Source organism: Thalassoglobus sp., assembly GCF_048270125.1.
GTDB lineage: Bacteria > Planctomycetota > Planctomycetia > Planctomycetales > Planctomycetaceae > Thalassoglobus.
Genome location: NZ_JBLWTN010000003.1, coordinates 274,232 through 298,564 on the forward strand (window position 1 = coordinate 274,232; position 24,333 = coordinate 298,564).

At 50.2% G+C, this 24,333-nt stretch carries 12 protein-coding genes and 1 tRNA gene; 2 read left to right on the top strand and 11 right to left on the bottom strand.

Annotated elements, in window-relative coordinates; translation table 11 throughout:
• Window positions 1-298: 298 nt before the first annotated feature.
• The 3 genes from ACN0YR_RS05475 to ACN0YR_RS05485 all read right to left on the bottom strand — a co-directional run bounded on the left by ACN0YR_RS05475 (window position 299) and on the right by ACN0YR_RS05485 (window position 6,677).
• Window positions 299-1,867 (bottom strand): hypothetical protein, encoded by a 1,569-nt coding sequence (locus ACN0YR_RS05475; RefSeq protein WP_417848184.1) that lies wholly within the window; start codon window positions 1,865-1,867, stop codon window positions 299-301.
• A gap of 208 nt (window positions 1,868-2,075) precedes the next feature.
• Window positions 2,076-5,462 carry a DUF4332 domain-containing protein gene (locus ACN0YR_RS05480; protein ID WP_417848185.1) on the bottom strand — a complete coding sequence of 1,129 codons (3,387 nt, stop codon included), beginning with the start codon at window positions 5,460-5,462 and terminating at the stop codon, window positions 2,076-2,078.
• Window positions 5,463-5,558: 96 nt separating this feature from the next.
• Entirely contained in the window at window positions 5,559-6,677 is a 1,119-nt protein-coding gene (locus ACN0YR_RS05485) for a hypothetical protein (RefSeq protein ID WP_417848186.1), read from the bottom strand.
• Between the two features lie 516 nt (window positions 6,678-7,193).
• Here ACN0YR_RS05485 and purQ point away from each other — a divergent pair.
• Complete coding sequence (purQ, locus tag ACN0YR_RS05490) at window positions 7,194-7,997, top strand: phosphoribosylformylglycinamidine synthase I (protein WP_417848187.1); 804 nt, start codon at window positions 7,194-7,196, stop codon at window positions 7,995-7,997.
• A gap of 103 nt (window positions 7,998-8,100) precedes the next feature.
• Here purQ and ACN0YR_RS05495 read toward each other — a convergent pair whose 3' ends face one another.
• Both ACN0YR_RS05495 and ACN0YR_RS05500 read right to left on the bottom strand, forming a co-directional pair.
• Window positions 8,101-8,946: a c-type cytochrome gene (locus tag ACN0YR_RS05495; protein ID WP_417848188.1), complete on the bottom strand. Its 846-nt coding sequence runs from the start codon at window positions 8,944-8,946 to the stop codon at window positions 8,101-8,103.
• A 339-nt stretch (window positions 8,947-9,285) separates the two neighbouring features.
• Window positions 9,286-13,776 (bottom strand): PVC-type heme-binding CxxCH protein, encoded by a 4,491-nt coding sequence (locus tag ACN0YR_RS05500; RefSeq protein ID WP_417848189.1) that lies wholly within the window; start codon window positions 13,774-13,776, stop codon window positions 9,286-9,288.
• 393 nt (window positions 13,777-14,169) lie between these two features.
• Between ACN0YR_RS05500 and ACN0YR_RS05505 the strand changes: the two genes are divergently transcribed.
• A complete protein-coding gene (locus ACN0YR_RS05505; protein WP_417848190.1) occupies window positions 14,170-15,792 on the top strand; it encodes a hypothetical protein in 1,623 nt (540 codons plus the stop codon).
• 477 nt (window positions 15,793-16,269) lie between these two features.
• Here the strand turns inward: ACN0YR_RS05505 and avs2 are convergent, their stop codons facing one another.
• The 6 genes from avs2 to ACN0YR_RS05535 all read right to left on the bottom strand — a co-directional run bounded on the left by avs2 (window position 16,270) and on the right by ACN0YR_RS05535 (window position 24,315).
• Window positions 16,270-20,844 (bottom strand): AVAST type 2 anti-phage system protein Avs2, encoded by a 4,575-nt coding sequence (gene avs2 / locus ACN0YR_RS05510; protein WP_417848191.1) that lies wholly within the window; start codon window positions 20,842-20,844, stop codon window positions 16,270-16,272.
• 702 nt (window positions 20,845-21,546) lie between these two features.
• Window positions 21,547-21,620, bottom strand: a tRNA-Ile gene (locus ACN0YR_RS05515).
• Between the two features lie 387 nt (window positions 21,621-22,007).
• Window positions 22,008-22,892, bottom strand: a complete 885-nt coding sequence (locus ACN0YR_RS05520; protein WP_145195248.1) for a class II aldolase/adducin family protein — start codon at window positions 22,890-22,892, stop codon at window positions 22,008-22,010.
• Window positions 22,893-22,971: 79 nt separating this feature from the next.
• A complete protein-coding gene (locus tag ACN0YR_RS05525) occupies window positions 22,972-23,280 on the bottom strand; it encodes a EutN/CcmL family microcompartment protein (RefSeq protein WP_145195250.1) in 309 nt (102 codons plus the stop codon).
• Window positions 23,281-23,328: 48 nt separating this feature from the next.
• The gene (locus tag ACN0YR_RS05530) at window positions 23,329-24,000 is read right to left on the bottom strand and encodes a hypothetical protein (RefSeq protein WP_417848192.1); all 672 of its coding nucleotides are present in this window, start codon (window positions 23,998-24,000) and stop codon (window positions 23,329-23,331) included.
• A 57-nt stretch (window positions 24,001-24,057) separates the two neighbouring features.
• A complete protein-coding gene (locus ACN0YR_RS05535; RefSeq protein WP_417848193.1) occupies window positions 24,058-24,315 on the bottom strand; it encodes a EutN/CcmL family microcompartment protein in 258 nt (85 codons plus the stop codon).
• Window positions 24,316-24,333 lie beyond the last annotated feature (18 nt).

A 24,333-nucleotide genomic window follows, 5' to 3' on the forward strand; every position in this document is an offset into this window, starting at 1 on the left:
TTCGCCACGAGGCAGAACCTGCAAACCAATTTGAAAGATGCTCTAGGAATTCTGTGTGTTGAAAATTCTTCGATCACACGCAGAATTCGACTCTCAAACTTAGCTTGGGAAGATGACGGCGGCAGGAAGCGGCTGCTGATCAGAGTGGACAAGGAAGACATTACGGATCGGTTGCGCCGATTTTTACGATTCGTTGTTCTTTTTCACGTGTGAAATAAAACAAGTCGCCCGGGGCTTTGGTCCCGGACGACTTGAGTTGGTGATCATCTTGTCATGTGGCTCGTTTGATTGAGTGGCTCTACTCTTGGAAGTCGACGCCATATTTGGCGACCATGGCTCTACGGGTCGTTGAGCGTTCTTCGTTGATGATCTGCCAGATTTTGTCTCGATCGGGCTGGGTGTTGGCGACGACTTCGGCCTGTTTGGTGCGAACTTGCTGCAGGTTCGTGTCGACCTCTGTCTTCATTGGACGACCGTAGTTGTAGGGGCCGTAAGCGGTCCAGGCTCCGCCGTACCACCAGTCGTATCCGTTTCGGTAAATCGGTTTTTGCTCGACGTTGTAGGTAATGCTGTGGTTCAGGGCATCGACCTTCAAGCCCATTCCACGAAGCGATGCTCCTAAGCCACGCAGATACGAACTCATTTTCTGGCCATAGTCCAGAAGTTCCGGGTCGACACTTTCGATCGGAAGCTCATCGATGCGTTTTGCGAAATTGTCGTGCCACTGAGCAGTTTGGCGGTAGTTGTTGATCCGCTTGTAAGCTTTCTCCATGTCGTCCACATTGTGGTTCACGGCTCGGTAGTATTTCAGCGAAGCCTTGACATCAATGCCGCTGGCTCCTTGGCTTTTCGGTTCAATCTCCGGTTTTGGAGGCTCTGGAGTTTTTGTCTGTGGCCCCGACGCGGATGGTGGCGAGACTGAGGTGACAAGGCTGAGGATTCGACGCAAACTCTCTCCGGAAAGTGGCATGGTTAAAATTACGGACTTTCCACGGGTTTCGACGCCGGCGTTTTCGAGCTCATCAAGTGCAGAGCCCGCATCATTGAGGAATTCGACCAGCAGACTCTTGATGTGTTCAGACTCTGGTCCAATAGTGCGATCGAAGTCGAGGCGAATCTCTGCCTGGGTCGATTCTGTCACCCGTACTGCCAGGCGGACACCTTGCAATGATTGGAAATCGAGAGTTAAAGCTGTTCTTGCCTGAGTGTTGTTCTCAAGTGCTTTTGACCCAGAGAGGCGGTAGCGAATATGGACCGGGTCGAGCATGTCCTTCATTGAGATTGCCAGAATGATCTGCGAACTGGGATCATCGATGGCCTGGGTAAGATACTCGTCGAGTTTCGTTGTCTCATCCTCGACGCTTTCGCTGATCCAGCGGGAGGCGTCTTGTCGAGATGCTGGAACAATTCCCCCCAGGATGCGTTCCTGATTCTCACCTTGAAACTGGACAAAGTATCCGTTTCGCTTCTGTGAGAAAAAGACGGGGTGAGAATTGATTTCCTGAATTTCGTTGCCAGATTTCTTTGCGATACTTTCGAAATCAATCCCTTCAGGCAAGACGGTCAAGACGGAAGTCCAGTCGCCTCCCCCTTGGCCAGGGCGAAGGTAAGATGTTCGCAGCAACACGTTCACCCAGGGAGGAATCGCGACTCCTCCGTTGAGATGTTCTGTCTCGTGCTTCTTCTTCCAGTCTTCTTTGACGCCCAGCGGGCTGTTGATGAAGTCATGGACTCTTAAGAGTGCGACAGTATTTGCGTCGTCGGGGACGAACTTCAGCAGGCCTTCATAAGATTGTGCTTGTAAAGGTGTGAGTGTCCCCCATGAGCAGGCGAACACAATAAAAACTCGAACCGACCAACGCGACATATTACAGCTCCCCAACTCGATGTAGACCACTCTAAACTAAGCAGTCTGAGCATAGCAGATTTTTTGGGGTTGGGAAATTGGTTGCGTGTCGAGAGTGAGCCCTCAACGAGATCGACAATCAGGCATTCCTCCGGTGATTCACTGGTGAATCACCGGAGAGAAGGTTGCCGATTTTCAGTCCGTTTTGAGCAATTCTCCTGCAAGCCAATCAGGCAGCACGAAGGGAACGGGATCGCTGAGCGTAATTGATCCAGCTGGTCACTTCTTCGAGGTCGGGAGTTTTAGCTGATCGTAAGAGCCTTTGTCCTTTCGTGGAATTCACGAATGGAGAGACGATTTTGAACATTTCGGTCGGTGTGGTTGAGGAAATTTCGTCGACATCCGTGAAGCCGCATGCGATGAGAACTTGAGCATCATGCCCGCGAAGTTCAGGGATTCGACAGACGAGGATCGCCTGCTGTTGCCATTCATGGAGAACATCCGGGGTCAGTCTGCGGGACTTCAAGCGACCGCTCATTTCTTCGGTGTCGCGGTTGATGAAATCTGAAACGGTCATCACGCCGATCTTCTCGAAACGTTCTGCGGTTCTCGCTCCGATGCTGGGAGCATCAACAATTGGGCTACTCATATTTAAGAAGAAGCGAAGTTCAACTTCTTGATTTTCAGATTCAAGAACAGAGTGAATCTTGACTGCTTGCCGAGTGTCGACTCTCGCAGCATGCACTGCCTGAGATCCTTGCGTATGACGACTTGAACCTGTAGTACGGCGTTCACTGAGTTGTGTCTTTCGTCCCGAAAGATGAGAGACAGGAGTCCGGTGTGATCCGTCTCGACGGCGGCGATTCACCGACCAGTCGTGAGCAGCTCGGTAGGAACGAGCACGTTGTCCGCTGCGGACCCAGTTTTGGAAGTGCGTTTTATCAGGCCAGTTTGAACGTTCGTTCAGCCAGGGGAGAAAACCGTATTCACGAGAGCTGTCGCGGAGTTGCATCGCTTTGCGGAATAAGTCATCAGCGTCGGCTTGTGCCAGTTCGCTCGGGCTCAAAATTCCACATGCAATCAAGAGTTGAGCATCTCGTCCGGTGAGATCCGGGACGCAGCACAGCAACCGCCCTTCGGCTTGCCACTCGCGAAGAGTTTTCGCCGAGATCTGCAGACTGTCCAAAGGGATTTCGGTGTTTTCAGGATCAAGGTCGATCAGGTCGGCGATTGTTCTGACGCCGATTGATCCGACTCGACGAGACATCTGTTCGCCGATGGAAGGAATTTGTCCGATAGGGCTCATCGTCTGTAGCCAAAACGGTTCATCGGGTTGGATGCGATCCAGTTGTACAAAAGACTCGTTGTCGTCCTCTGTGAGAGACTCGTCAGTCCCGGTTTCTTGAGCGACAATCTCTTTCGAATCAGGGGCTGCTTCAGCTTGTGGGAGCGTCAGTAAGCGATTCACGCTTTTCTTCGTACGTCGCGAACCGGGGAGGTTTTGGATTGAGACGCCTGATCGCTCGAAAAGATTCGCGAGGTGTTCCTGGCAAGTCAGAATAATCAGTTGATGATGCTTCGCACTGAACTCGACGAGCGTTTCGATGGCGGCACTGAGGCGGTGTTCGTCGCTATCTGCGAGGACTTCATCAAGGATGAGCGGAAGCTCAATACCGCGTCTCCGATATTCGTTCCATAACGAGAGTCGGAAGCTCAACGCAGCCTGTTCCAGTGTGCCTCGGCTGAGGGCATGGATCGGCAATTCCGTTGCGTTTTCATTGGTGACAACAAGTTCTTCCAGTTGAGTATTGAAGCGAAACGCTGTGTAGCGTCCTCGTGTCATCTTCTTCAGCAGCGCAGAGGCTTCTTCAATGACGGGTGAGGCAGTTTCGACTTTCAACTTTTCTTGAGTTCGCTGAAGAACTGTCTGCAACACCGCCAATGATTGCCACTGTTCTCTGGCGTCGGCAAGTTTCTGTTCGAGACCGGCCTGCTCGTGACGGAGCTTCATGACGGAATCGTCATTGGCAAATTGACCGGGGAGTTGTTTAAGTTCGAGGAGTCGAATTTGAGCGTTTCGTTGCTTCTGCAACGTCTCTTGCCATTGTTGTTGAAGTTGATGCTTTCGTTCCTGTAATTGAGCTTGAAGTTCTCGATCGCCGGGCCGAGCATTGGATATTGTGACGACTTTCGACGTTGTGACGACATCCTGAGTAACATGCGGCGTCGGTTTCGAAATGGAGAGTCCGTCGATGTAGTGAGCATGATCATCGCAATTGCAATGCTCGAGTTCATGCTTTGTGCGGAACTGGATTCGTTCATCAGTGGTGCGGCCGGAACCATGAATCAGTTCGTCTCGCTTGAGTCGGAGGCTTTGAATTTGGCGAGTCAGTTCCAGCTCGCATTGATCAACTCCGTCTCGCTGTGAGATGAGCATCAGCTGTTCGCTGGCGGACTGCTGACGACTCAGTTCTTGACACATCAACGCAATTTGTTGCTGAATTGATTTGAGAGACGTACTGAGTTGCCCCTGCAAGTCCTGACAGACGCACTTCGAGAAGTTCTCTGCGTCTCCCAGTTCGGCTAAGACTTTTCCGAGAAGCTGTGTTTGGCGTTCAATTGCAGTAATCGCGGTGCGTTGCCGTTCGAAAACAATTTCCTGTTCCGGTGTGTCGGTTCCGGTCAACTCGGTTGATGCCAGGGTCAATTGCAATCGCGAGCTTGCCAGATCACGCAGCACTTGTTGGGCATGTGCAATTTGACGGTCGATCTCTTCGATTTCTGCGACCCAGTTCAGATCACGTACTGGTTCACTTCGTTCAACAATTTGTTGCTCTTCAACGATACGCTCTCTGTGAGACCAGAGTCGATCATTGACCTCGGTGAGATCGGACTGAACGAGTTGCAGTTCCGCGTTCAGCCAATTGGCTTCAGCGCGTAAGCGACTCAAATCACGAGTCGATTGAGTGATGTTAGCATGCCATTGGGTGTCTCGCAGTTGGTGCTGCTTGATTTCTTTTTCAAGGAGCAGGGCGACTTGACCCTGGCGTTTCTCGATTGCTTCGATGTTTGTTCGTGATGGCTGTGGTCCAAAAAGGTCCTTCCGTTCCAGTTCCACTGTGTTAATTTTCTCTGCGATCCAGGTTGCCTGTTTCCGCTGAGTCTGAAGGTCGATCCCGTCACGAATTGCGATTCGCAGCATCTCTTGAATGGAATGTGACTCTGGACCGCTGACGAAGAAAACGGTGTTCACCAGATCGCTGTCGCACTTGCCGAGCCATTGACGGATACGAGGAGCCGATTCCTTGTCGCCGTGCTGAGTGCGAATCGCGAGCGTGTCTTCATGGCCCGGGCGAGCGTGGCGCAAGATGTCATAAAAGTCCGAGCCAACTTTGACTTCCAGCCCACCACCGGGATGACCACCTTTCAGTGGCGGAAGTAATCGCAAACGACGTGCCCGCTCAAAGTTGCAGACCATCCCACGTAAGAATTCCAGAATGGTTGTCTTGCCTGCCCCGTTGGTTCCATAAACCACATTCAGTCCAGAGCTGAGTTGGTCAATCTCCAGTTGAGAGAGAACGCCAAAACCATCGACGAATATTTTACTGAATTGCATCGGAAAAGTTCCTGAGGAGGAAAATAAGATGATCGTTGAATCGAGATGAACGGACTTGCTAAAGCAGTTTGCTCTACGGCAAGCATTGAAAATGCTTTAGGCCGAATTCTGTCGGTGTTCAGTCAGCAGTTCGGGAAGTCTTCGCGCGACTTTTTCTTTGAGTCGTTCCAATGAATGCTGATCGATGTCGAGAACCTGAAGGTCGAGGTTTTCGTAAACATCATCCAAGGCGAGCGACTCCAGTTCGCTCAATGCGATTTGAACCGGAGTGTGATTGCTGTGGGATGATATTTCCGATTCCTGCTGCGGAACACGCAGGCGGACAGGCCAACAGTGTGACTGCCGGGCTTGTGCGTCGTTCTGCATAAAGGTCAGAAGTTCTGCAATCTCGAAGTTTGAGAGGCTCGCGTTCTCACTGTCTTTGATGCTCAACGACAATGAGACGAGCGTTGGTTTTGCTCGGCGGTGGAGTTCCTCTTCGGACTGTTTGAACTGCTCGATGAGCTGTTGTTGAAGCTGCGATTTTGACTGGCTCTCAGAAACATCAAGATTGACATTGGCGAACTGAACAACTTCTGTTTCAACGGTCGAGTGGGACACTCCACTGGAGCTGCCAACTTCGACAAGTGTTGCGTGAGCCGGTCTCGCTTCGTCCAACCCTCCCCTCTGAACGGGAGTCAATGAAATCTGGGTGAAGGCCTGGTTGTTGTTTCCGCGGTAGCCGATTTTTGAAACACGGCCCATCGATTCGCTCAGGCGGAGCACGCAATGATGCGACTGCGACGTCGACTGATTCGAAGCTGGGGCTGCCCACTGAAGTTCAATCGGCAGCGAGCCATTGATCACGAGCGAACTCGTAGATTGTGATCGACTGAAAATATGAACGTTCTCTGGCAGAGGAATTGTCGACGGCCATTGAAAATGATTGGTCGGCTCGACACAGACCACCTGAATTCCGTGATTCTTCAGCCTTTGAAATTGTTCCTGGAGGAACCAGTAAGGCCGTGTCTCCTGGTTGGGAAGACAGAATTTCCCGGCCAGCACAACCAGATGAACGCTCTCTGTCATCGCGGCTGAAAATAATTTTTCCGCAGCCAGAAACCGGGCGTTAATGATGGATGTTTGAAGGTTTGGTGGTAGATCGCCTGAAATTCCGAAAAGAGGTTCATCCAGACAGAGTTCTCCTGCCTGAAGAATGCGCAATGCGCTCCCCATAAGTTTGCCTCCCTGCATCCGAATGGAATTTGAGCTCCCTCAAAAACAATTCGGTCCTTTTTTTGGGTCAATTTCTCAATCATTTGCGGGATAATTGAGTTGAGGTCCTTACGCCTTCGAACGGGGCCGAAAAATTGTTGTGGGTTTCTCAATGACTGAGAAAATCCCTCAATATTTCGGTTTTTCGATACGTTCTTTGCTTCCATGCAAGGACTTCGGCAGAAAACTATCACACAATTCCAAGTCCGGCAAGACGAGATCTCCCACGCTATAGAATCGAGATGAAGACTTTGCCCGAGTGTCGCATCCAAGAGAAAAGTGACTTAGAATGGGCAAACAGGCAGCTGAGTTTTCGCTTCTGAGTCGCTGTGGCTCACGCGATCATTCCTCTGATCAGGCTGAGACTGCTCTCCGGACAGTCTGTCCAGTTCTGTTTCGTGGTCTGGATCTTGTGTAAGATCAATCAACCTCCCCTGCAGACACTCTCACACTCTCCACATTAGGAAATATTGGTTCATGGCCACTCCCAGAGTTTGCGTTCTCCGTGCCCCGGGGACGAATTGTGATCGTGAAACTGCGTTTGCGTTTGAGACAGCCGGAGCGCATGCTGAACGTGTTCACTTATTTCGCATTCTTGAGAAACCAGAACTGCTCAGTGATTTTCAAACGCTTTGCATCCCCGGAGGATTCAGCTACGGAGATGACGTAGGAGCTGGTGTCGTCTTCGCAAGCCAACTCAGGACGCAACTCGCGGAAATGATCGGAGAGTTCCTTCAGAAGGACACCTTGGTTCTGGGGATTTGCAACGGCTTTCAGGTGCTCCTGAAGGCTGGCATTCTTCCCGGTGGAGCTGGGGAATGGGCGAACAGAGACCAGACTGAACGACAGTCAACGCTGACCTGGAATGCGAACGGTCGTTACACCGATCTGTGGGTGAATCTCAAATCCTGTTCGGAGAAGAACGTCTTCCTGAAAGGGGTCGACACCCTCGAGTCCCCGATTGCCCACGCGGAAGGGCGCTTCATCGTCAAAGATGAATCCGTAATCGCAGATTGGGAAGCCAACGGCCAGATCGCTCTTCGGTATTGTGACGAAAGCGGGAATACCTCCAAAGAGATTCTCGACTATCCGGTGAATCCCAACGGATCGATCCAGAACATCGCCGGTCTTGGTGACCCGACCGGACGAATCCTCGGTTTGATGCCTCACCCGGAACGGTTCCTCTTTGCGACGCACCACCCGCAATGGACTCGTAAGAATCTCACCGGCGAAGGGGCTGGCATGCAACTCTTCAGAAACGCCGTCGAGTATTTTGGTTGAGAAACGTCGGAAATGAAGAGAGTTTGGTAGTCGTAGCGATCAGGAAAACGCGAGTTCACAGGTGAAACGCGTTCTTCACGGGGACGTGGCAGAGCAGACTGCTCTAATCCTGAGTGCCGTTGTATTCGCCCAGTTTTTCCTGTTTCGGCAGATGCTCAGACAGCACAAACTTCGGTCGTGAATGGCTGTTCACAAAGGCTGCGATGTCGAGAGCTTCCTGAGTTGTGAGTGTCTCGTCGCCCAGCGGCATGGCAACTTTCAGCCATGATGCGAGTTTCGGAACGCGGCTCAATCCGGCGCCGTCGTTGTAGGAGTCCTTCCCCCAGACCGGTGGGCCTTCGTCGGTGCCGAGTCCATCTTCGCTGTGGCAGTCTGCACATTGATTGGCATAAAGCCGGGCTCCACGCTCGACATTCGGTTTCAGCCCATCAAGTGTGAGTTCAGGGGTGTGGTTCGGACCCAGCGGCTTGTTCGGGTTCATTTTTATTGCACTCCCCTCGGACAGCCAGGTGATGTACGTCGTGATCGCGACAGAGACCTGACTCCCATTGGGTGGGCGAATGCCGTTCTGGCTCCGCATGAAACAGTTCAAGACTCGATCTTCCAGCGTGATGACACGTTTTTCACGAGGGGACCAGGCAGGATAAGCTGCTGCCGTTTCCAGAAAGCTGCCCGCTTGTGGGTGTCTGCCAGAGTCCAGGTGACATGAAGTGCAGTTGAGTTTGTTCTGAACGTACTGCTTGGACAATGGATGCTCTGATGTCCGAGCGACGATCTCTTCGCCTAGTCGCACAACCTCACCCATCTTGCCAGGGGGATATTGTTTGGACTGAGGTGCATCCTCGGATCGCGTCGAGGATGCCAGTAGTCCGGCTCCAGCGAGAAAAAGAGTCGCCGCCCAAACAGTTCGCATCTGTCCACGTTTACGCGTCTGTCCATATTTACGCATGTTAATCCGTCTCTCTTGATCGTATCTGCATCAAATCAAAGGATATCAAGTTGGCCAGAACCAGTCCGAAAACCTCTGGGATCACCGCTTTTCTCGATGCTTGAGAGCGTAATTTCAGGTTTCAGGATCAGTTCTAAAATGCAATCTGCATCACCTGCACAACCATATGCAGGCATCACCCCGCTTCCAAGCCAAAATTTGTCAGCTGGTTGTTTGCTGGAGTTACCGATTTCTTCTTACGAGGATGAATTCTTCTATGTTCGTAACCTCAATAACTCACATGAATCATGAGTATTGCAGAGATAGACGGCTGAGCTGCCTTCGAAACAATCTCGGGCATCATTCCTGTGGTCCAATAGTCAGCGACTTCAGGTAGGCGACCAGGTCGGCGAGTTGTTGTTCGCTGAGGCCAGTTTCCAGACCTTGTGGCATGACGGAGACGGCAGAAGGAGCCATCGCTTCGATTTCATTTCGCTGGACGACCACGGGGTCGCCGGTTGCCTGTTGGATGGAAATCGTATCAGCAGTTTCATGGCTGATGATGCCGGAGACGACTTTGCCGTTTTCAGTGATGATGGAATAGGGTTCGTACTCACGAGCGAATGTTTTTGATGGAAACAGTACCGCTTCGAGCAAGTCACGTTCTCGACGAATTCTTCCGATCGCAGAGAGATCGGGACCGATCTTCCCCCCTTTGTCTCCGATTCGGTGGCACGTGGCACACTTCGATTTTTCGCTGAAGAAGACTTCTCGTCCTTTTGCAACGCTTCCATATTTAGTGAGTGGTTCAAGACGAGCCAGCTTTTCGATTTGAGTCGCTTCCATCGCCTGTAACTCATCGAGCAGCGGTTGCAGAGCCTCCTTGGCAGAGGCGGGCCATTTCTTCGAGAGTTGTTGTAGCTGCGCGGTCGCCAGTGTTTTGCGGGATCGCCCCGTAGCCAGTGCGCTGGCGAACTCCTTTAACAAGCTTTCGTCGGAAATCTTCGCGATCACCTTGAATATCCCCTGTAGCTCAAGCGGACCTGCCGACGGGAGCCATCCCCCCACAACTTTGAGTTGGTCCTCATTCAGATTCGAGGCCCCCAGGACGGCAATCGCCCGTTCGACATGAATTGGTGGTGCGCCAAGCTCGATGGTCTCGATCAGAAAATCGAAACTCGGTGAACTCAACGTACCAGCCGGGATCGCTTCAATTGCCAAAAGTCGGCTTTCCGAAGTCGCTGAAGAATTGTTGACGATTTTTTGCAGAGCATCATTGAACGGATGTTGAACCCCTTTCAATCCTTGCAATGCCGCTTGAGAGACACTTTGGTCTTTCGCTGCAATCGATTTCATCCATGGGGCCCTCCAGTCCGCTGGGACCTCTTTGAGTGATGACCCTGCAATCCCCTGAATCATGGCTGAGAACTTTGCGGGGCTTTCTGGCAAAGTTTGCAGCCCTTTTTGCAGGACCGGTTGCAGCGGTTGCGTCGCAGCGAATTTTTGAAGCAGTGAAACAACACCCGACTCTTCAATGTTAATCTCTCCGTCGATCCACTTTGAAATCAACTCTGCGACCGAGTCCGCCCATTCCGGGTGATCTTCCAGCACTCGCAGCGATGCTTTCATCGTGCCTGGTCCCCCAGCTGCGATGACACTCATCACTTGGTCCGCCTGAATTTGATCGGAGGCCATTTGATGCAACGCTGTCAGAGCAACTCGACGCGTTGAGGAGTCTTTGGATTGCAGTCCCTTGAATGTTTCTTCTGGGGCATCAATTTGCATGAGCGCGAAGATCAGTGCGTGATCTTCCGAACGATCAGCGATGTTCGGAGCGTGATTCAAAATTGCAGCGACGGCAGAGACCTCTCCTATTTGTCCGAGCGACGTCAAAGCTGCACGTCGTACGTGTGGTGATGTGTCTTTCAGCGATTCGAGCAAACCTTGAACAGCTTCGGCATCCTTTGTGACTCCTGCGGACTTGCAGGCAATCGCACGAACAGTTTCATCGCGATCGGTCAGTCCGAGACGCACAACAGCCTGAGCTTCCGGAGTTCGCATGCGTGTGCAGGCCCAGAGTCCATTTTTACGAATAGGAATGTCACCACGTTGAGTCCAGGTTTTCAGGTCTGCAAGAATTGATTCTCCTCGCAATGCACATTCTTCGATTGCACGCTCACGAACAGTAAATCGCGTGTCCATCAACATGAAAATCAGCTGTCGATTGTTCAACTCTTTCCAGTCGATTTGTAATCCGCGCGGGTCAACCCAAGTCGGCATCCCCTCTTTTCGAATTCGATAAATTCCCCCTTTGATATCCGGTTTGGCGATTTGCGAAGTGGGACACCCAATGCGGAACCAGCCCCCCGTATCGACAAGCAGCAACGATCCATCGGCATCTTCAAGAACATCTGTGGGATGAAAATCCGGGTCACTGCAGGTGAGGAATTCGTGTTGTTTGGATTGATAGGTCGATCCATTCTTGTCGAGTTCCACACGGACCAACTGCCCGGTGTTGAAGATGGTGACAAACATACTGTCGACAAAATCTCGTTCTAGAACTCCGCTGCGATACCGCGTGGTTCCCGAGACACCAACATGCCCGAACTGATGTACTGGTCCAAGCAGATCACCCGTTGGTTGGAACTCCCCGAGGACACGCTCGGAGTGTGGGTACGTTCCCCCGTGCAGCCAATGCACAAGGCAATCAATACGTGGGGATGAATAGAGAATGTTGACAGTTCCGAGGACATCGCCCGAGTCGGTGAAGTCGACTTCAACCGGGTTATCCATTCCTCCGCCCGCATGAACTTGCAGGTCACTTCCATCGGGCCAGGCAGAGAAAATGTACGATCCCGACTTCTTCGATTTGACGTTCCCGTGCCGGTCTTTAATTTCGTGACCATGGCGGCCATCGCACCAATAGATTCGTCCTTCCGGGCTGAGGAAACAGCCAGAGACACTCGCGGCATTTCCGCTGAATCCGAACTTGGCTGGCAATTTTTCGCGAACATCAGCGACTCCGTCGTCGTCTGTGTCTTCCAGTCTCCAGATGTATGGAGGAGCCGCGACATAAAGAGAACCTCGATACCAGCATGCCCCCATCGGAAGAGTCATCTTGTCTGCAAAGATTGTTGACTTGTCGAAGATTCCATCGCCGTTGGTATCTTCAAGCATCTTGATGGAATTCGGCAGTTGCTCTTCAAGTTCGTTATTCCGCAGATTCAGTCCCGCACTCTCTGCGACGAACAACCGACCACGATCATCGAAGCCCGCCATCATCGGATGTTGAGCCAAAGCGGAACTGGCCACCTTTTCAACGGTATAACCTTCCGGGACGCGGATTAAATGACTCTTGTCGAACTCATCCTTCTGAGCCTCTTCTTCGACTGAAACATTCTGCTTTGGCAAAGGAGGATTAAACAGAACCGTTTGCGATTCGCCACCATTCAGGAGGTCGTACTTCGGAAGCTTGTTTGTCTTGAAAAAATCATCCAACCTGTTTTGCAATGTTTCCTGTTGCTCGTGAGCTTCACTTGTTCCATAAATGTTGTGTTGTTCTTGCGGATCGTCTTTCAAATTGAAAAGTTCATCTGGACCGTTCGGGTAGCGACGGGTCAGTTTCCAATCGTCAGTTCGCAAAGTTCGTAAGAATTCGAATTCGTAGAACGCTTCAGAGACCCAGTCCTTGATTGACTTCCCTTTCAGTGCTGCTGAGAAGTCTCGTCCTGGGGATGGGGGATCGTTGGTGAGAGCATCGCCAAAACCGAGATAGTTGATCAACGTCGGCATGAAGTCATAGTTTGTGACCATTAAATCAGAACGCTGACCCGCTTTGATTTTCTGCGGATGCCTCCAGATCATCGGGATACGCATCATTTCGTCGGTCGCAGTGACTGGTCGAGTGTGATCACCCATGCCATAAAAACCGCCATGTCCCCCCGCCCAGCCTTGATCGGCAGCGAAGACCACAATCGTATTCTCATCAAGTCCCTGTTGTTTGAGAGCCTCCATCACACGACCGACACCATCATCGACGCCGCTCACTTCGCTCGCCACTCGACGATTCGAAATCGGATTGTTCATGTAGTCGAGATTGTTGAACTGCCAGGGATGCGGATCGACATTCGGAAATGATTTCAGCTCCAGGTTGCGATAATGTTCGACATGCCGATTTTTCCCTTCATCGAGAAGTAATCGCCCCAGAGCATACGGTCCGTTGTAAGCGAGATAGAGAAAGAACGGACGGTCATCTTCCTGCTTGATGAAGTCAACTGCATGGTCCGTCCAGAACTCGGTCAGATACTTCGGCTCGGTTCGCTGCTTGCCATCTTCAATGATTCCTGCACCGTAAAAGGTTGATGTCCCCCCGTGTGGCATGGTGATCCAATAATCATCCAGCCCCTCCTGCGGTTGCATGTTTCCGCCTAGATGCCACTTGCCGACCAGCCCACAGCGATATCCTTTCGATTTCAAAATTTCCGGGAGCGATTGAAATTCTTCGAGCGTGTTTCTGGCATCGGGACCGACCTGTAATCGACCACCATGCAGAAAGCAGTGGACCCCATGCTGAGACGGCATGAGTCCTGTCAGGAAGGTCGCACGTGTTGGCGAGCAAACCGGATTCGAAGAAAACGCCCGTGTCATCAGCGTCCCTTCGGCAGCCAGCTTGTCGATGTGGGGCGTCCGAATCTCTTCGTTGCCATAACAGCCCAGTGTCCAGGCTCCATGGTTGTCGGTCAGAATAAAGACAACATTCGGATCTTTTTTCGACTCCGCTGCCAAGAGTCCGCTGATCGAGACGAAGCAAAGAGTTAAGAGAACCAGATAATTTGAAATCAATCGCAACATGAAGTCTTCCTCGAAAGCAAACACAACGTCCACTGGACAGCCATTTTCATCAACTGAGCATAACCACTCCACTTTTTCCAAGCTATTGCACAACAAGAGTTTCGCTTCGCCGAAGGTTCAAAGCACTTTCGGGATATCTGTTCCCGTTCAGAAACTGTTCCCGTGAGGAATCGATTCTCGTACAGAAAAGCTGAACTCGACGCGGCAGGTCGCGAATACGCTTTCCGAAAATACTCGGGACTTTCCCGTCGATCACGAGTTTCTCGCCAAATTCAAAACATTTCTTGTTGTTCCCGCCAACAAATCGTATCCTGAATACGTAGAAATAGCGGCTCTTTCCATTCTGCCATGATTGTCTACCTTTTTGACTCTAGAGACTGGTCCCATCGAGCGATGTCAAACTCATCCAAAGCTCAACACCTTCTTCAGCAGGTGCAATTGCGGCTGACCATTCGCAAGATCGTTCAGCGAACGTTTCTCGTCACGCTGATTCTGGCAGCGGTGTACTTAACGTTCATGCTCGTAGGGCGATTGACTGGCTACTTCCCGGATTGGTTCACACCGTTCTCCGTGCTGATGGTCCCGGTAGTCGGTTTGTTGATCGCAGTCTTGCTCCCAGGTCGACCGGAGCAGAGCCAGGCCGCCCATGCCATTGATGAAAATCAAGGAACGCACGATCTGTACCTCACGCTGCTTTCAGTGAAGACTTCACAATCAGAGTACAAGCCGCTCGTCACCATGAAAGCGGAAGAGCTCGCCGGGAAGATCGATGCCGGTACGGTCGCTCCGTTTCAATGGGAGAAGTCGTGGTTGTGGACTGCCGGAGCAATGGCGGTTCTGTTCGCGGGGGCTTTCTTTGTGCCGACGCTCGATCCCTTCGGCAAAGTGGCGGAAGCCAAACAGGAAGAACAGCAAAAACGCCTGATCGAAGAAACCGCCAAGCAGACAGAAAAACGCAAGGCGATTCTGGCAGAAAAAGAAATTGAAGCTGAAAACTCCGAAGCGGTCGAGAAAGCGCTTGAGGCACTCAAGAGCGATTTCGGGAAAATGAAAAGTGGTGATCGCAAAGCCAACCTCGCACGCTTGAACAAACATCAGAAAGAAATCGGTGAGAAATTCCGCAAACTGAACTCGGGGGAATTGAAATCACTCAATGACAAAATGAACGGGCAGCAAAAGCTGGGAGCCATCCGTGATCAGGAACTCTTTCGGAAGTGGAAAAAAGAATTGCAGCAAGGAAGTGCCGAAAGTATGAAGAGCGAAGTCGACAAACTCCAGGAAGATCTCGAACGCCTCGCCAAGACGACTGATCCCGTCGAACGAACCGAACTCGAACGACAGATTCAAAAGAAGATGAATGAGCTCTCCGACTTTGCATCCAACAAAGTCGGCTCCAAAGCTCTCAGTGCAGCTATCGAGCGTGCGAAACAACAACTCGAAGCCGCCAAAGATGGCAAGCTCTCCAAAGAGGCGATGGAGGCTCTTAAAGAATCGCTGGAAGTCGCGCAGCAGGAAATGGAAATGCTCGCCCAGTCTGCCCGCGATATGAAAGACCTCGAAGAAGCTCTTGAAATGATCAGCATGGCGAAGCAGATGAACGCTGACGGAAAACTTGACGGAGAAATGTTTCCCGGCGAAATGACTTTGGAAGACTACGCGGAGTTGTATGCCCAGATGATGGGAGACGGCATGGGGCAGGGTGAAGGAGAAGGCGAGGGCGAAGGAACCGGCGGACAAGGCTTCGGTGAAGGGGGAGAGGTCGAAGAAGATGACTCCATCGGGACGGAATTCATCGACGAAAAATCAAAAGCCGCCATCCAGAAAGGCCGCATCTTGCTCTCGATGAAGACCAAAGGCCTCTCCGACTCCGGCGACATCACCGACGCCGACTACAAACGCATCGTCGGCGAATTACAACAATCACTCGACGACGTCATCGAACAAGAACAAATCCCCCCCGGCTACCTCGAAGGCATCAAAAAATACTTCGACACCCTGGAAAAATCCGAGAAATAATAGAAACCCGATCCCTCAATTTTTCCCGCTAAAATCGCAATACAAATAGCAAGCTGATCCGAGCGTTGTCCCTCCGCTTACACACACCAGCTACAAACCTACTCAGAAAACTCCACGTGCCGCACGAGTGATGCAGGATGAGACTGCTTTCGAGAGAGAGTGAAATAAATGGGGCTGGCGGGGACTCAAACCCCGAACGAACGGATTATGAGTCTTTTTGCGAGAAATTCTATCTCACAACCAGACAACGGCTTACACGAATCGCCAAAGGATGGTTGCCGGTATGATTTCGAATTGACCGTTGATTCCAGATGCGAATCAGCGAGAAGCGATCTGGCAAACCTGCCCGAAGTTGCTTCAATTGATGATCCGGAATTGCTCGCAATCATGGAATCATGGCCGAATTTATCCAGATCGCTTCGAAAGGCAGTTCTCAGTATTTGCCGAAGTAGTTTATCTGAAACGGATTGAAAATTTTCACCCTTCTGGAGATTTGAATTTAGGTTTAAGACTTCCGGTCAACACTTCGCTATCGAAGTAATAGTAACCACCAATTTCCATGTGTCCCAGATACTCTTTTTGACTCAATGAACCGCCGACTCTCATTTTCTCACCAGTCACAATCCATACGACGTCAAGATCTTCCTTGTGGAGGAAATCAAGAAACTTGTCACGACGAACGAGTAAGCTTGCCGGACCTTTCTCTAGTACCGATGGGTCAAAGATGACGACAGTCCCACTCCCGTCCATAAACTCGCTGGCGTTTCCAGACCACGAAAGTTGCATTCCTTCAAACAATTCTTTGGATGGAAGCTCCATCAGCACTGTGTCTCGAATTGAATGATCAGACGATCCTGATTCTCGCATGAAGCTCTCGTTTGTCTTTAGAATTTCGCAAGGGAGTGTTCTGAAATCACCGGTGGTCCAACCATCTCTCCCGTAATATTCATTGTCACAGGACTTAAACATAGGTGACCAGAAGAACTCACCTAGAAAAATCCTATATTCGCTGTTGTTGTCACGCATCAATCCTCCATAAAGGTGCTGCTTTCGAACCCAATTCAGAAGTTTTTTTGAATCACGTTTTCGAACAAGATAGCCATCGACCCAGATATCCAGAGTGCGTCTGATGCAGTCAAAGCGGTCCTCTTCTAAAGGCGTCGGCTCTTCCCACCGATAGTGCCCGTTCAAGTTGAGCCACTGTGTTTCGTCGGAGTGGCGAACAACTTGAATTAGCTCTTTGGGTTCTGGCAAGTCCGACTTCGCCGCAAGCCAGTTGGCGTGGTCTTGCTCTTCCCAATCGATACTCTGCGAGTCTGTAAACCACCACGAGCTTGATACCCAGTTGTCACGTTCTGTTTTGGTACACAGCGTAGAGGGATCGACATCACGTCCACCGATCAACTGCCAAGGGCCCTCATACTGCAACGCGTCGTCCGAGAAGGTCGAATACCTCCCTTTCATCTGAAAATTGTCTGCAATTCTCGCCGCCAATTCGAAGTATGCGATCCATTGATACTTCATTCCAATTCGCTCAACACCTACTCCCGAATTTGGATAATAACTTGATCGCTGGACGCTGAGATCGTGCTTGCCAAATTTCTCAACATTCCACCCCAATTCGCAGACTCTCTGTAAGATCCAACGTTTTGCAAAATCTAAGTCGAAACCTCGTTCATCTCCGTAAGGGTGATCGAGATAACCGGCAACAATTTGCTGGTAGATTTTGGCCTTCTTTGACCCGCGACGAAGGGTCTTACGAAAGTCGCTCTCTACAGTGTCATGGAACCGTTTGAACTGTTCCTCGGAAACCTCTTGTTCGAGAATTTCTGCGACCCGACTCGGCTGTTTATTGTATGCCTTGACGAGTTTAATTTTCTCAAATGCATCTTTCTGTCTGTCAGTCAGAGACTCTTCAAAAGCCTCTGCAACTTCTTTTCGGGTAGGTGGTGACGTTTCTCCAAACTTTACGTTGGACCAATCGCGGAGCTCTTCAATACGATATTTGCAAAAATCGTCGAAACTACTGGTGACTGAGCTGACAATCATTTCGACGGCCTGATTCGACTTGTCTGATCCTTTGAAAGTCATTCTTCTGGCTGAAGTAGCCTCTTTTATGGGAACCTTATTCGGCCATTTGCTTTTGTAAGGGGGCCGCACTTTGTCAATATCAACGGGGAGTTGGGGGTTGAGTGAATATGCTTTTTCTATAACACCTCTTGCATAATCTCGTGTCCTAAGGTGAACAGGCGGATTTTCTTGTTCGAAAACGAGCTTGTAGACAGTTAAGGCCAGTTCATCGACTTGGTCAGTTTCGAGGCTTCTCATCGCACAACCATACGCAACTGCATATATTCGCTCGCTGACGTACGGATCATTTACTTCTGCAAAATGCGTGAGGAGTTGTTGAAGAGAACTCATTCGGTCTTGCAAAAGATTCACCAAAGCCTTTGTTGCTCGATCTCGAAGCACGCAATTTGACGAAGTGAAAAACCAGACGAGGGTCAAACCTGTAAGAAACACCACTTCGTCGTTAAGATCGTATTTGCTTAGGTCACTCCATGCCCAATCGACAAGTCGATTCGAAGAGCTTTCATCGAACGAGTTTTCGTTCAGGAAAACAGACCACCATTCATCACGATCTGAGAGACTTAAAGGGAAGAGTTTCTGGTCGAGCCACCGCGCATTCAATGCGTGATCAATCATCGGTGCAGTCATCAACACAGAATCCCAAAAATCGTCATATGTTCCCGGCCAACGTAGCACTACTTCTTGAATGTACCCGAACGTGTTTGTCGAAAATGAGTCTCCTTTTCTCCATGACAAGCTTTTAACAAACGCTTCTCTTATAACGTCACATTCCGCCAAGTGTGGTATCATTTCGAAGAGTTCGGACCCGATGCGTTCGGGAACTTGGACACTTAGTGCTTCGATGAGTCCTGAGTGCTCCCATGCCGAAATTTCGTTTGTTAATCGTTTTCCAATTTCTCCTTGTGCTTCAAAAGCAAGTTGCGTGGCTTCATCGTTGGAACATCGATCAAGAAGGTGCTGTGCAACGAGATGGTCAGTGAATCTCTGATACGCTAGATGCGCAACCTCAATGTGATCAGTGTCAATTCTCCAACAGTCCACATTCAAGATTCCTTCATGAACGAGATGCTGAAAAAGTGACTTTGAATTAGAATTGCTAGGCAGGTGGTAGTTGACAATCGATTCCGCTTCTTGCCTATTTAGATACTCTTTATCGGAGAAAGCAAATTCCTTGCACAGTGAATCTAGGGCCTTCTGGACAATCTGATCATTCGGGTTAAAGTCGAGCATTTCCGGTGCTGCGAGTTTCTCATTGATCGAATCTATGAAATGATCAAGAAGCTGCGAAATCCCTCTCATCCCGAGTGGGACGTGTGTAAGATTCTTGTTCTTCAATGCCACACAGAATGATTTCAGGAAAAGTGGATTCGAAAATTCCGGTGCCAACATCGGAAAGCTCGGCGTTATTCCATAATGGCTAAAAAAAGTCTCCATTGCCCGAGACTCGTTGTCGTGGAATCCTCGATGTTTGGCGCATATGACATCCGGTTCTGATAGGTAATCCGGGACAATCAATTTGAAATAGGATGAACGGATGCTAAGACATATTCCGATCCACGGGTAACGACTTAGACGCTTGAGCATCCCCGGAAGATGTTTCTTCCACAATGAGTTGCCCGTCCCTTCGTTAATGGCATCGATGAATAGAACAATTCGACATTCGTTCGCCATTGCAGACGCTTGGACAGCGCCCAGAAATTCATCAACGGAACAAGTAAGGCCGAGAAGTTCAACAATTTGGCCCCACGGTTCGGCGTCTTGAAAATGCGATCCATGAAGTAATATCTGTGGTAACCCTTCTCCGATGGACTTCTCCGCAACATCGCACAGAAGATGAGTTTTTCCTTCTCCAGCTTCACCTTTGAGAATCAGTGCCGGATTTGTCGCTAGTTTGGTTTCATCAGAGACAAGAAAGGTGTCGATTTCGTAAAGCGCGATCTGAAGTTCACGTAATCGTCTGTGTGCACTATTAAGCTCTTCAATTCTCTCGCTTCGATAGTAATTCGACTTCTCCGCTTCGGTTGGATTGTCATTTACTACTTTTCTGAAGGAATCGAGATTAGAAAAAAGAACGTCCAGTTCAGTTCGAATGCTCTCTATCGAATGCCCTAATTCGTCGACGGGAATCGGAGTTAAGATGCGTGAAAACGAAATGTTGTTTTGGTCACAGCCATGAATTACGGGTGCAATGAGAGTAAACAATTCAGTCAATCTCCCCATTAACACACTGTGATCTGCCTCGAATTTTGAATGAGGGAAGTTCGTTGAAATTTTCTTATTCACACGATGAAGTTTACCAACCAACTCTCTGATTCGGCAAAAAAATCTTGTGTGCCGTGAAAGTCCATCAAAGAGGTCAGCCTGCGGAAGGTCGACGTGAATTTGGGGTGTGTATCTGTCTCCAGCATTTGCAATTGCCTCACTTAACCTATCGCTGTACCACTCTTGCGTGAAGCTCTGCTGGGAGGCAAACCAAAACCAAAGCATGCCTTGGAATTTCTGGTCTTGAATCCTCGATGTGATCGCTGACTCATCCCAAAGTTCAATTTTTACTGCCCTCCCTGAGGAAAGTGATTGTTTTTCAAGCTCATTCTTTAGTTCTTCCCATTTCTTCGCAGCACTTTTCGTCTTCGTTTGGCGACTGTCTGGAAGATTCTGAGGTATGCAGATGATATACCTCGTCATGTCTGGGTGGGTCTTGAAAGCAGTATTGAAGGACTCCCTGATTTGTGACCATTGAGATGCACCGATAGTTTGGCGGAAATATTTTGCCTGCCATCCCCACTCTTCGCCCGTATTTGTTTTCCAGAAACATTCGACACCTCCATCTGGTGTTCCTTTGCGTGTGAAGACATATTTTGTCCCCTCGTGTTCAGCGTATGCGAGTTGACAGCAGAACTCTTCGAAAGACTTTTGAAGGTCGCCATTTAATGGCCGCAAGTCGGCCCAATTGATTGACATGGTCTGATTTCTCAAGTAATCAAGTATTCATTGCATTTTTGAGGAAGCCCGGAAGCAATTGAGTCAGTCTTCCTGCTTTTGAATCGGAAGGCTGAATCCTCAAATAGCCTACCGCATTCAGAGCACTTAATGTATGCGACTCCGCTGAATGAATACAAAGCCTGCTAATGTTAGGACGAGAATTTCTGCAAGGCTTTTAACATTCCAGCACAGCGGAGATATCCCCGGTAATATCAGCGAAAAGTCAACATTCGGTTTGTTACTTGAATTTCAATTACTGTTACGGTTTTTGACGTTTCATTATTCTCCCAAAAGTGCGTTTGGCCCAGTAAAACGCTGGATTCGCTCTTACCCCCCCCCCCCCCCTCGAATTTCCCGGATTTTTGTTGCGCAGGGAGTACCTATTGAAGGTGTCGGAGGCCGAGAAATAATCGACCCCCTCCCCCTATAATGATTTCATGGGGATAGGGTGACGGCCCGACCGGAGTAGTGCCCGGCTCGATGGGGGGCGGCTGTCGATTCCGTCCCGACCCCGGTTCGTGACGATCAACTGGAGAAAATGGTTGCCGGTGTGAACGGCGACCATAGCGATTCGATGAGAAAGATTGAGAGAAGAAAGGATCAGGAAAGCAACCCGACTGAAAGCGGTTTCACCGCACAATTGATGCGGAATGATGACGATTGCGACCGATTGAAAATGAATGGGGCTGGCGGGACTCGAACCCACAACCAACGGATTATGAGTCCGCTGCTCTAACCGATTGAGCTACAGCCCCTCGAACACTTTTGTGTTTTGTGTCGGTCTCTTTGTCTGAAACTTTTTCTGCCGGATGACTGTCGTGAGTGGTGGCTCAGGGCAGTCGCGTTTCATCATTCTGAATGAATGATGAGGTGATGGGCGAAGTCTATTTTATCGCTGGGCGGCAAGCAATGTTCCGACAACCTAACGATAAAGAAGGTTCAAGGAATTTGAATAATCTGTACGCCATCACAGGGTTCAGGCTCAGTTTCCCTCACTCGATGGGGAGTTGAGGGAACGCGAGTCAACGACGCATCTGCGATTTTGGTGCGGGGATCTCTTCGATGGAGACTTCATTCGCAGGTCGATCAAATCGGCCACGCGAGGGAAGGCGTCTCTCCTGCGAATGTGTCACCGTTGTTGATCAGGAAGCTTTCAAAGCTGCGAGAACTTCATCGGTGATCGCTTTGACGAGTGCGTCCATGTTTCCAGCGGGGTTCTGTCCGGCGTTGGCTGGTTGTTGCAAGTAACCGGGGTAAGAAGGGGGAGCTGAGAAGGCTGTTGTTTGCGGAGCAGGTACGTTGTTTTCCGAATAGCCTTCCCGGAATGCGGTGTTGCCGCACAGATCGCAATCTTCCATGTGGAAGCGAGGATCGTCGAAGCCGAGTTTCTTTTTGAGGTCGAGCAATTCGCGTGATTTCTGCTCGTTGAGATAAGTGATTCCGCCAATTTCTTTGGACAAAATCAGGATGCGGCAGTAGGCATCAAGGATTTCAGTTTTCCAATACGCTTCTTCGAGCGTCTTTCCGAAACTGACTGTTCCGTGGTTGGTCAGGATGATCGTGTTCGTTGATTTCAAGAAAGGCACAACCGTATTTGCGAATTCTTGTCCCCCTGGAGTTTCGTAAGGAGCCAACGGGACTTCGCCCATGAACACTTCAATTTCCGGCAACACACATTGTGGAATCGCTTCACGTGCGACAGCGAATGCGGTGGCGTGTGGCGGGTGGCAGTGAACAACAGCTTTGACGTCGGGGCGATGTTCCATGATCGCCAGGTGCAGCAGGATTTCGCTCGTTCGTTTCTTGATACCGGCGAGCTGATTCCCTTTCAGGTCGACCATGCAGATATCTTCGTGCTTCATGAACCCTTTGCAGATCATCGTTGGGCTGCAGAGAACTTCGTTTTCACCAACGCGATAAGAGATGTTTCCATCGTTGGCAGCTGCAAAACCTTTGGTGTAGACGCGTCGACCAATCTCACAGATCCATTCTTTAATTTCCGGGTTGTTGAAGAGTGGGTGATACATGGCTTTCTCTTTTCACAGTCTAAGGTTGAGTGTTTCTGGTCAAGGGGTGGTTTCTAGTGACGAGGGAATTGAGAACTCGCTAGTCACCAGGCTTTAGTCCCGAGACATTTTTGATATCGACAACATCGAGCAGGGCTGCGCAGTAGCCGTCGATTGGTTTTTTGTCTGGGTAAAACGGAGCCGAAGCTTCCGCGCTTTCACTAATTGCAACGATTGAACCTTCCCCCGAACCGAGCTCGTCGAAAATAATCAACGGTTCGCCACGTCCGCCCTCTTCGCCGATCAGGGCAGGGAGGTCGAGCGGGACTACGACTTTCCAGCTGCTTCCATTCAGAGATGGATGGCATCTTGAAAGTGTCACTTTGCCGATGACTTCGCCGATACGCATGGGATAGGAATCAGGAGTTAGGAATCAGTTAGGTTAGTTTTTTCGTTGCTACTTACTGCAGATGACTTTTAACAGGTTCTTCAATTCAAAATACGAACGATTCGTAGGGTCGATGCACCAGACGTTGGCTCGTAGTTGTTTGCGGATTTTTTTGACTTCGCCGGAGTCATTAGCGACGACGGCTTTCGCTTTGCTGTTTCGATTGGTCAGGCAGGCTGCTCTGTGGGTTTGCTCTGCGAAGATCAGGACTGCGCCTGCTCCGGTTCGGCAAAGTTCACTGATTGCAAACTTGGCTGCATCGTCAGGGCAACTGACGAGTTCTTTGTTGACGTCGCCCAGTTCGGCAATCGCCTGCTGAACATTTTCCGTGTGCCGCACAATCGCAATACTGAGGTCGTTTGGAGTCGCAGCCTGGTTCGTTGCCTTGCTCTGTTGTGATGCCGGCGAGTGGCTTGTCCGTTCGATGGTTAATTTTCGTTCCCGAACAACATCAACAGCCGCTGGGGTGATGATTGCTTTCGTCGGAACAAAAACCGTTTGGCCAGCTGGGATGCTTTCGATTTGCTCCGCAGTGATGACGTTATTTGAAAGTTGGTGCTGAGGCGGTTGTTTGGTGTCTTGTGGTGAGGGCGACACTTCGTGCACAGGTTCGTCAGGCGAACTGAGCTGGCTCAGTACGTTGGCGACGATCCGGTCGATGGTGGTTGTTGAAAGTGTCATAAACAAAAAATGCTTTTCGCCACGAGGCAGGACGTCAAGACAAATGTTGGGTCTGCTTTAGTCGTCAGGCTGTCCGAGCACGATCCAACGAACTGGTGTTGTAGGTGTTCCCATTACGTCTCCGATCATTTTGCCATCGGAACAAATCATCACATCTTGACCGACTTGGCTGCCCAGTTCATCAATCGCCAGAATGGGAGTTCCGTCCCGGCCACGGTCTGCCAGTAATGGTTGCACTACGAGCAGTCGCCAGCCATTCATTGAATGGTGTTTGACAGTCGAGGTGGCATGACCGATGACGGAGGCAAGTTGCATCTTAATTGAGGGCTAAAG

What these genes read in the sequence shown, in the direction of transcription:
- ACN0YR_RS05475 (WP_417848184.1), bottom strand. Translation starts at nt 1,867, where the DNA reads ATGTCGCGTTGGTCGGTTCGAGTTTTTATTGTGTTCGCCTGCTCATGG.
- ACN0YR_RS05480 (WP_417848185.1), bottom strand. Translation starts at nt 5,462, where the DNA reads ATGCAATTCAGTAAAATATTCGTCGATGGTTTTGGCGTTCTCTCTCAA.
- ACN0YR_RS05485 (WP_417848186.1), bottom strand. Translation starts at nt 6,677, where the DNA reads ATGGGGAGCGCATTGCGCATTCTTCAGGCAGGAGAACTCTGTCTGGAT.
- purQ (WP_417848187.1), top strand. Translation starts at nt 7,194, where the DNA reads ATGGCCACTCCCAGAGTTTGCGTTCTCCGTGCCCCGGGGACGAATTGT.
- ACN0YR_RS05495 (WP_417848188.1), bottom strand. Translation starts at nt 8,946, where the DNA reads ATGCGTAAATATGGACAGACGCGTAAACGTGGACAGATGCGAACTGTT.
- ACN0YR_RS05500 (WP_417848189.1), bottom strand. Translation starts at nt 13,776, where the DNA reads ATGTTGCGATTGATTTCAAATTATCTGGTTCTCTTAACTCTTTGCTTC.
- ACN0YR_RS05505 (WP_417848190.1), top strand. Translation starts at nt 14,170, where the DNA reads ATGTCAAACTCATCCAAAGCTCAACACCTTCTTCAGCAGGTGCAATTG.
- avs2 (WP_417848191.1), bottom strand. Translation starts at nt 20,844, where the DNA reads ATGTCAATCAATTGGGCCGACTTGCGGCCATTAAATGGCGACCTTCAA.
- ACN0YR_RS05520 (WP_145195248.1), bottom strand. Translation starts at nt 22,892, where the DNA reads ATGTATCACCCACTCTTCAACAACCCGGAAATTAAAGAATGGATCTGT.
- ACN0YR_RS05525 (WP_145195250.1), bottom strand. Translation starts at nt 23,280, where the DNA reads ATGCGTATCGGCGAAGTCATCGGCAAAGTGACACTTTCAAGATGCCAT.
- ACN0YR_RS05530 (WP_417848192.1), bottom strand. Translation starts at nt 24,000, where the DNA reads ATGACACTTTCAACAACCACCATCGACCGGATCGTCGCCAACGTACTG.
- ACN0YR_RS05535 (WP_417848193.1), bottom strand. Translation starts at nt 24,315, where the DNA reads ATGCAACTTGCCTCCGTCATCGGTCATGCCACCTCGACTGTCAAACAC.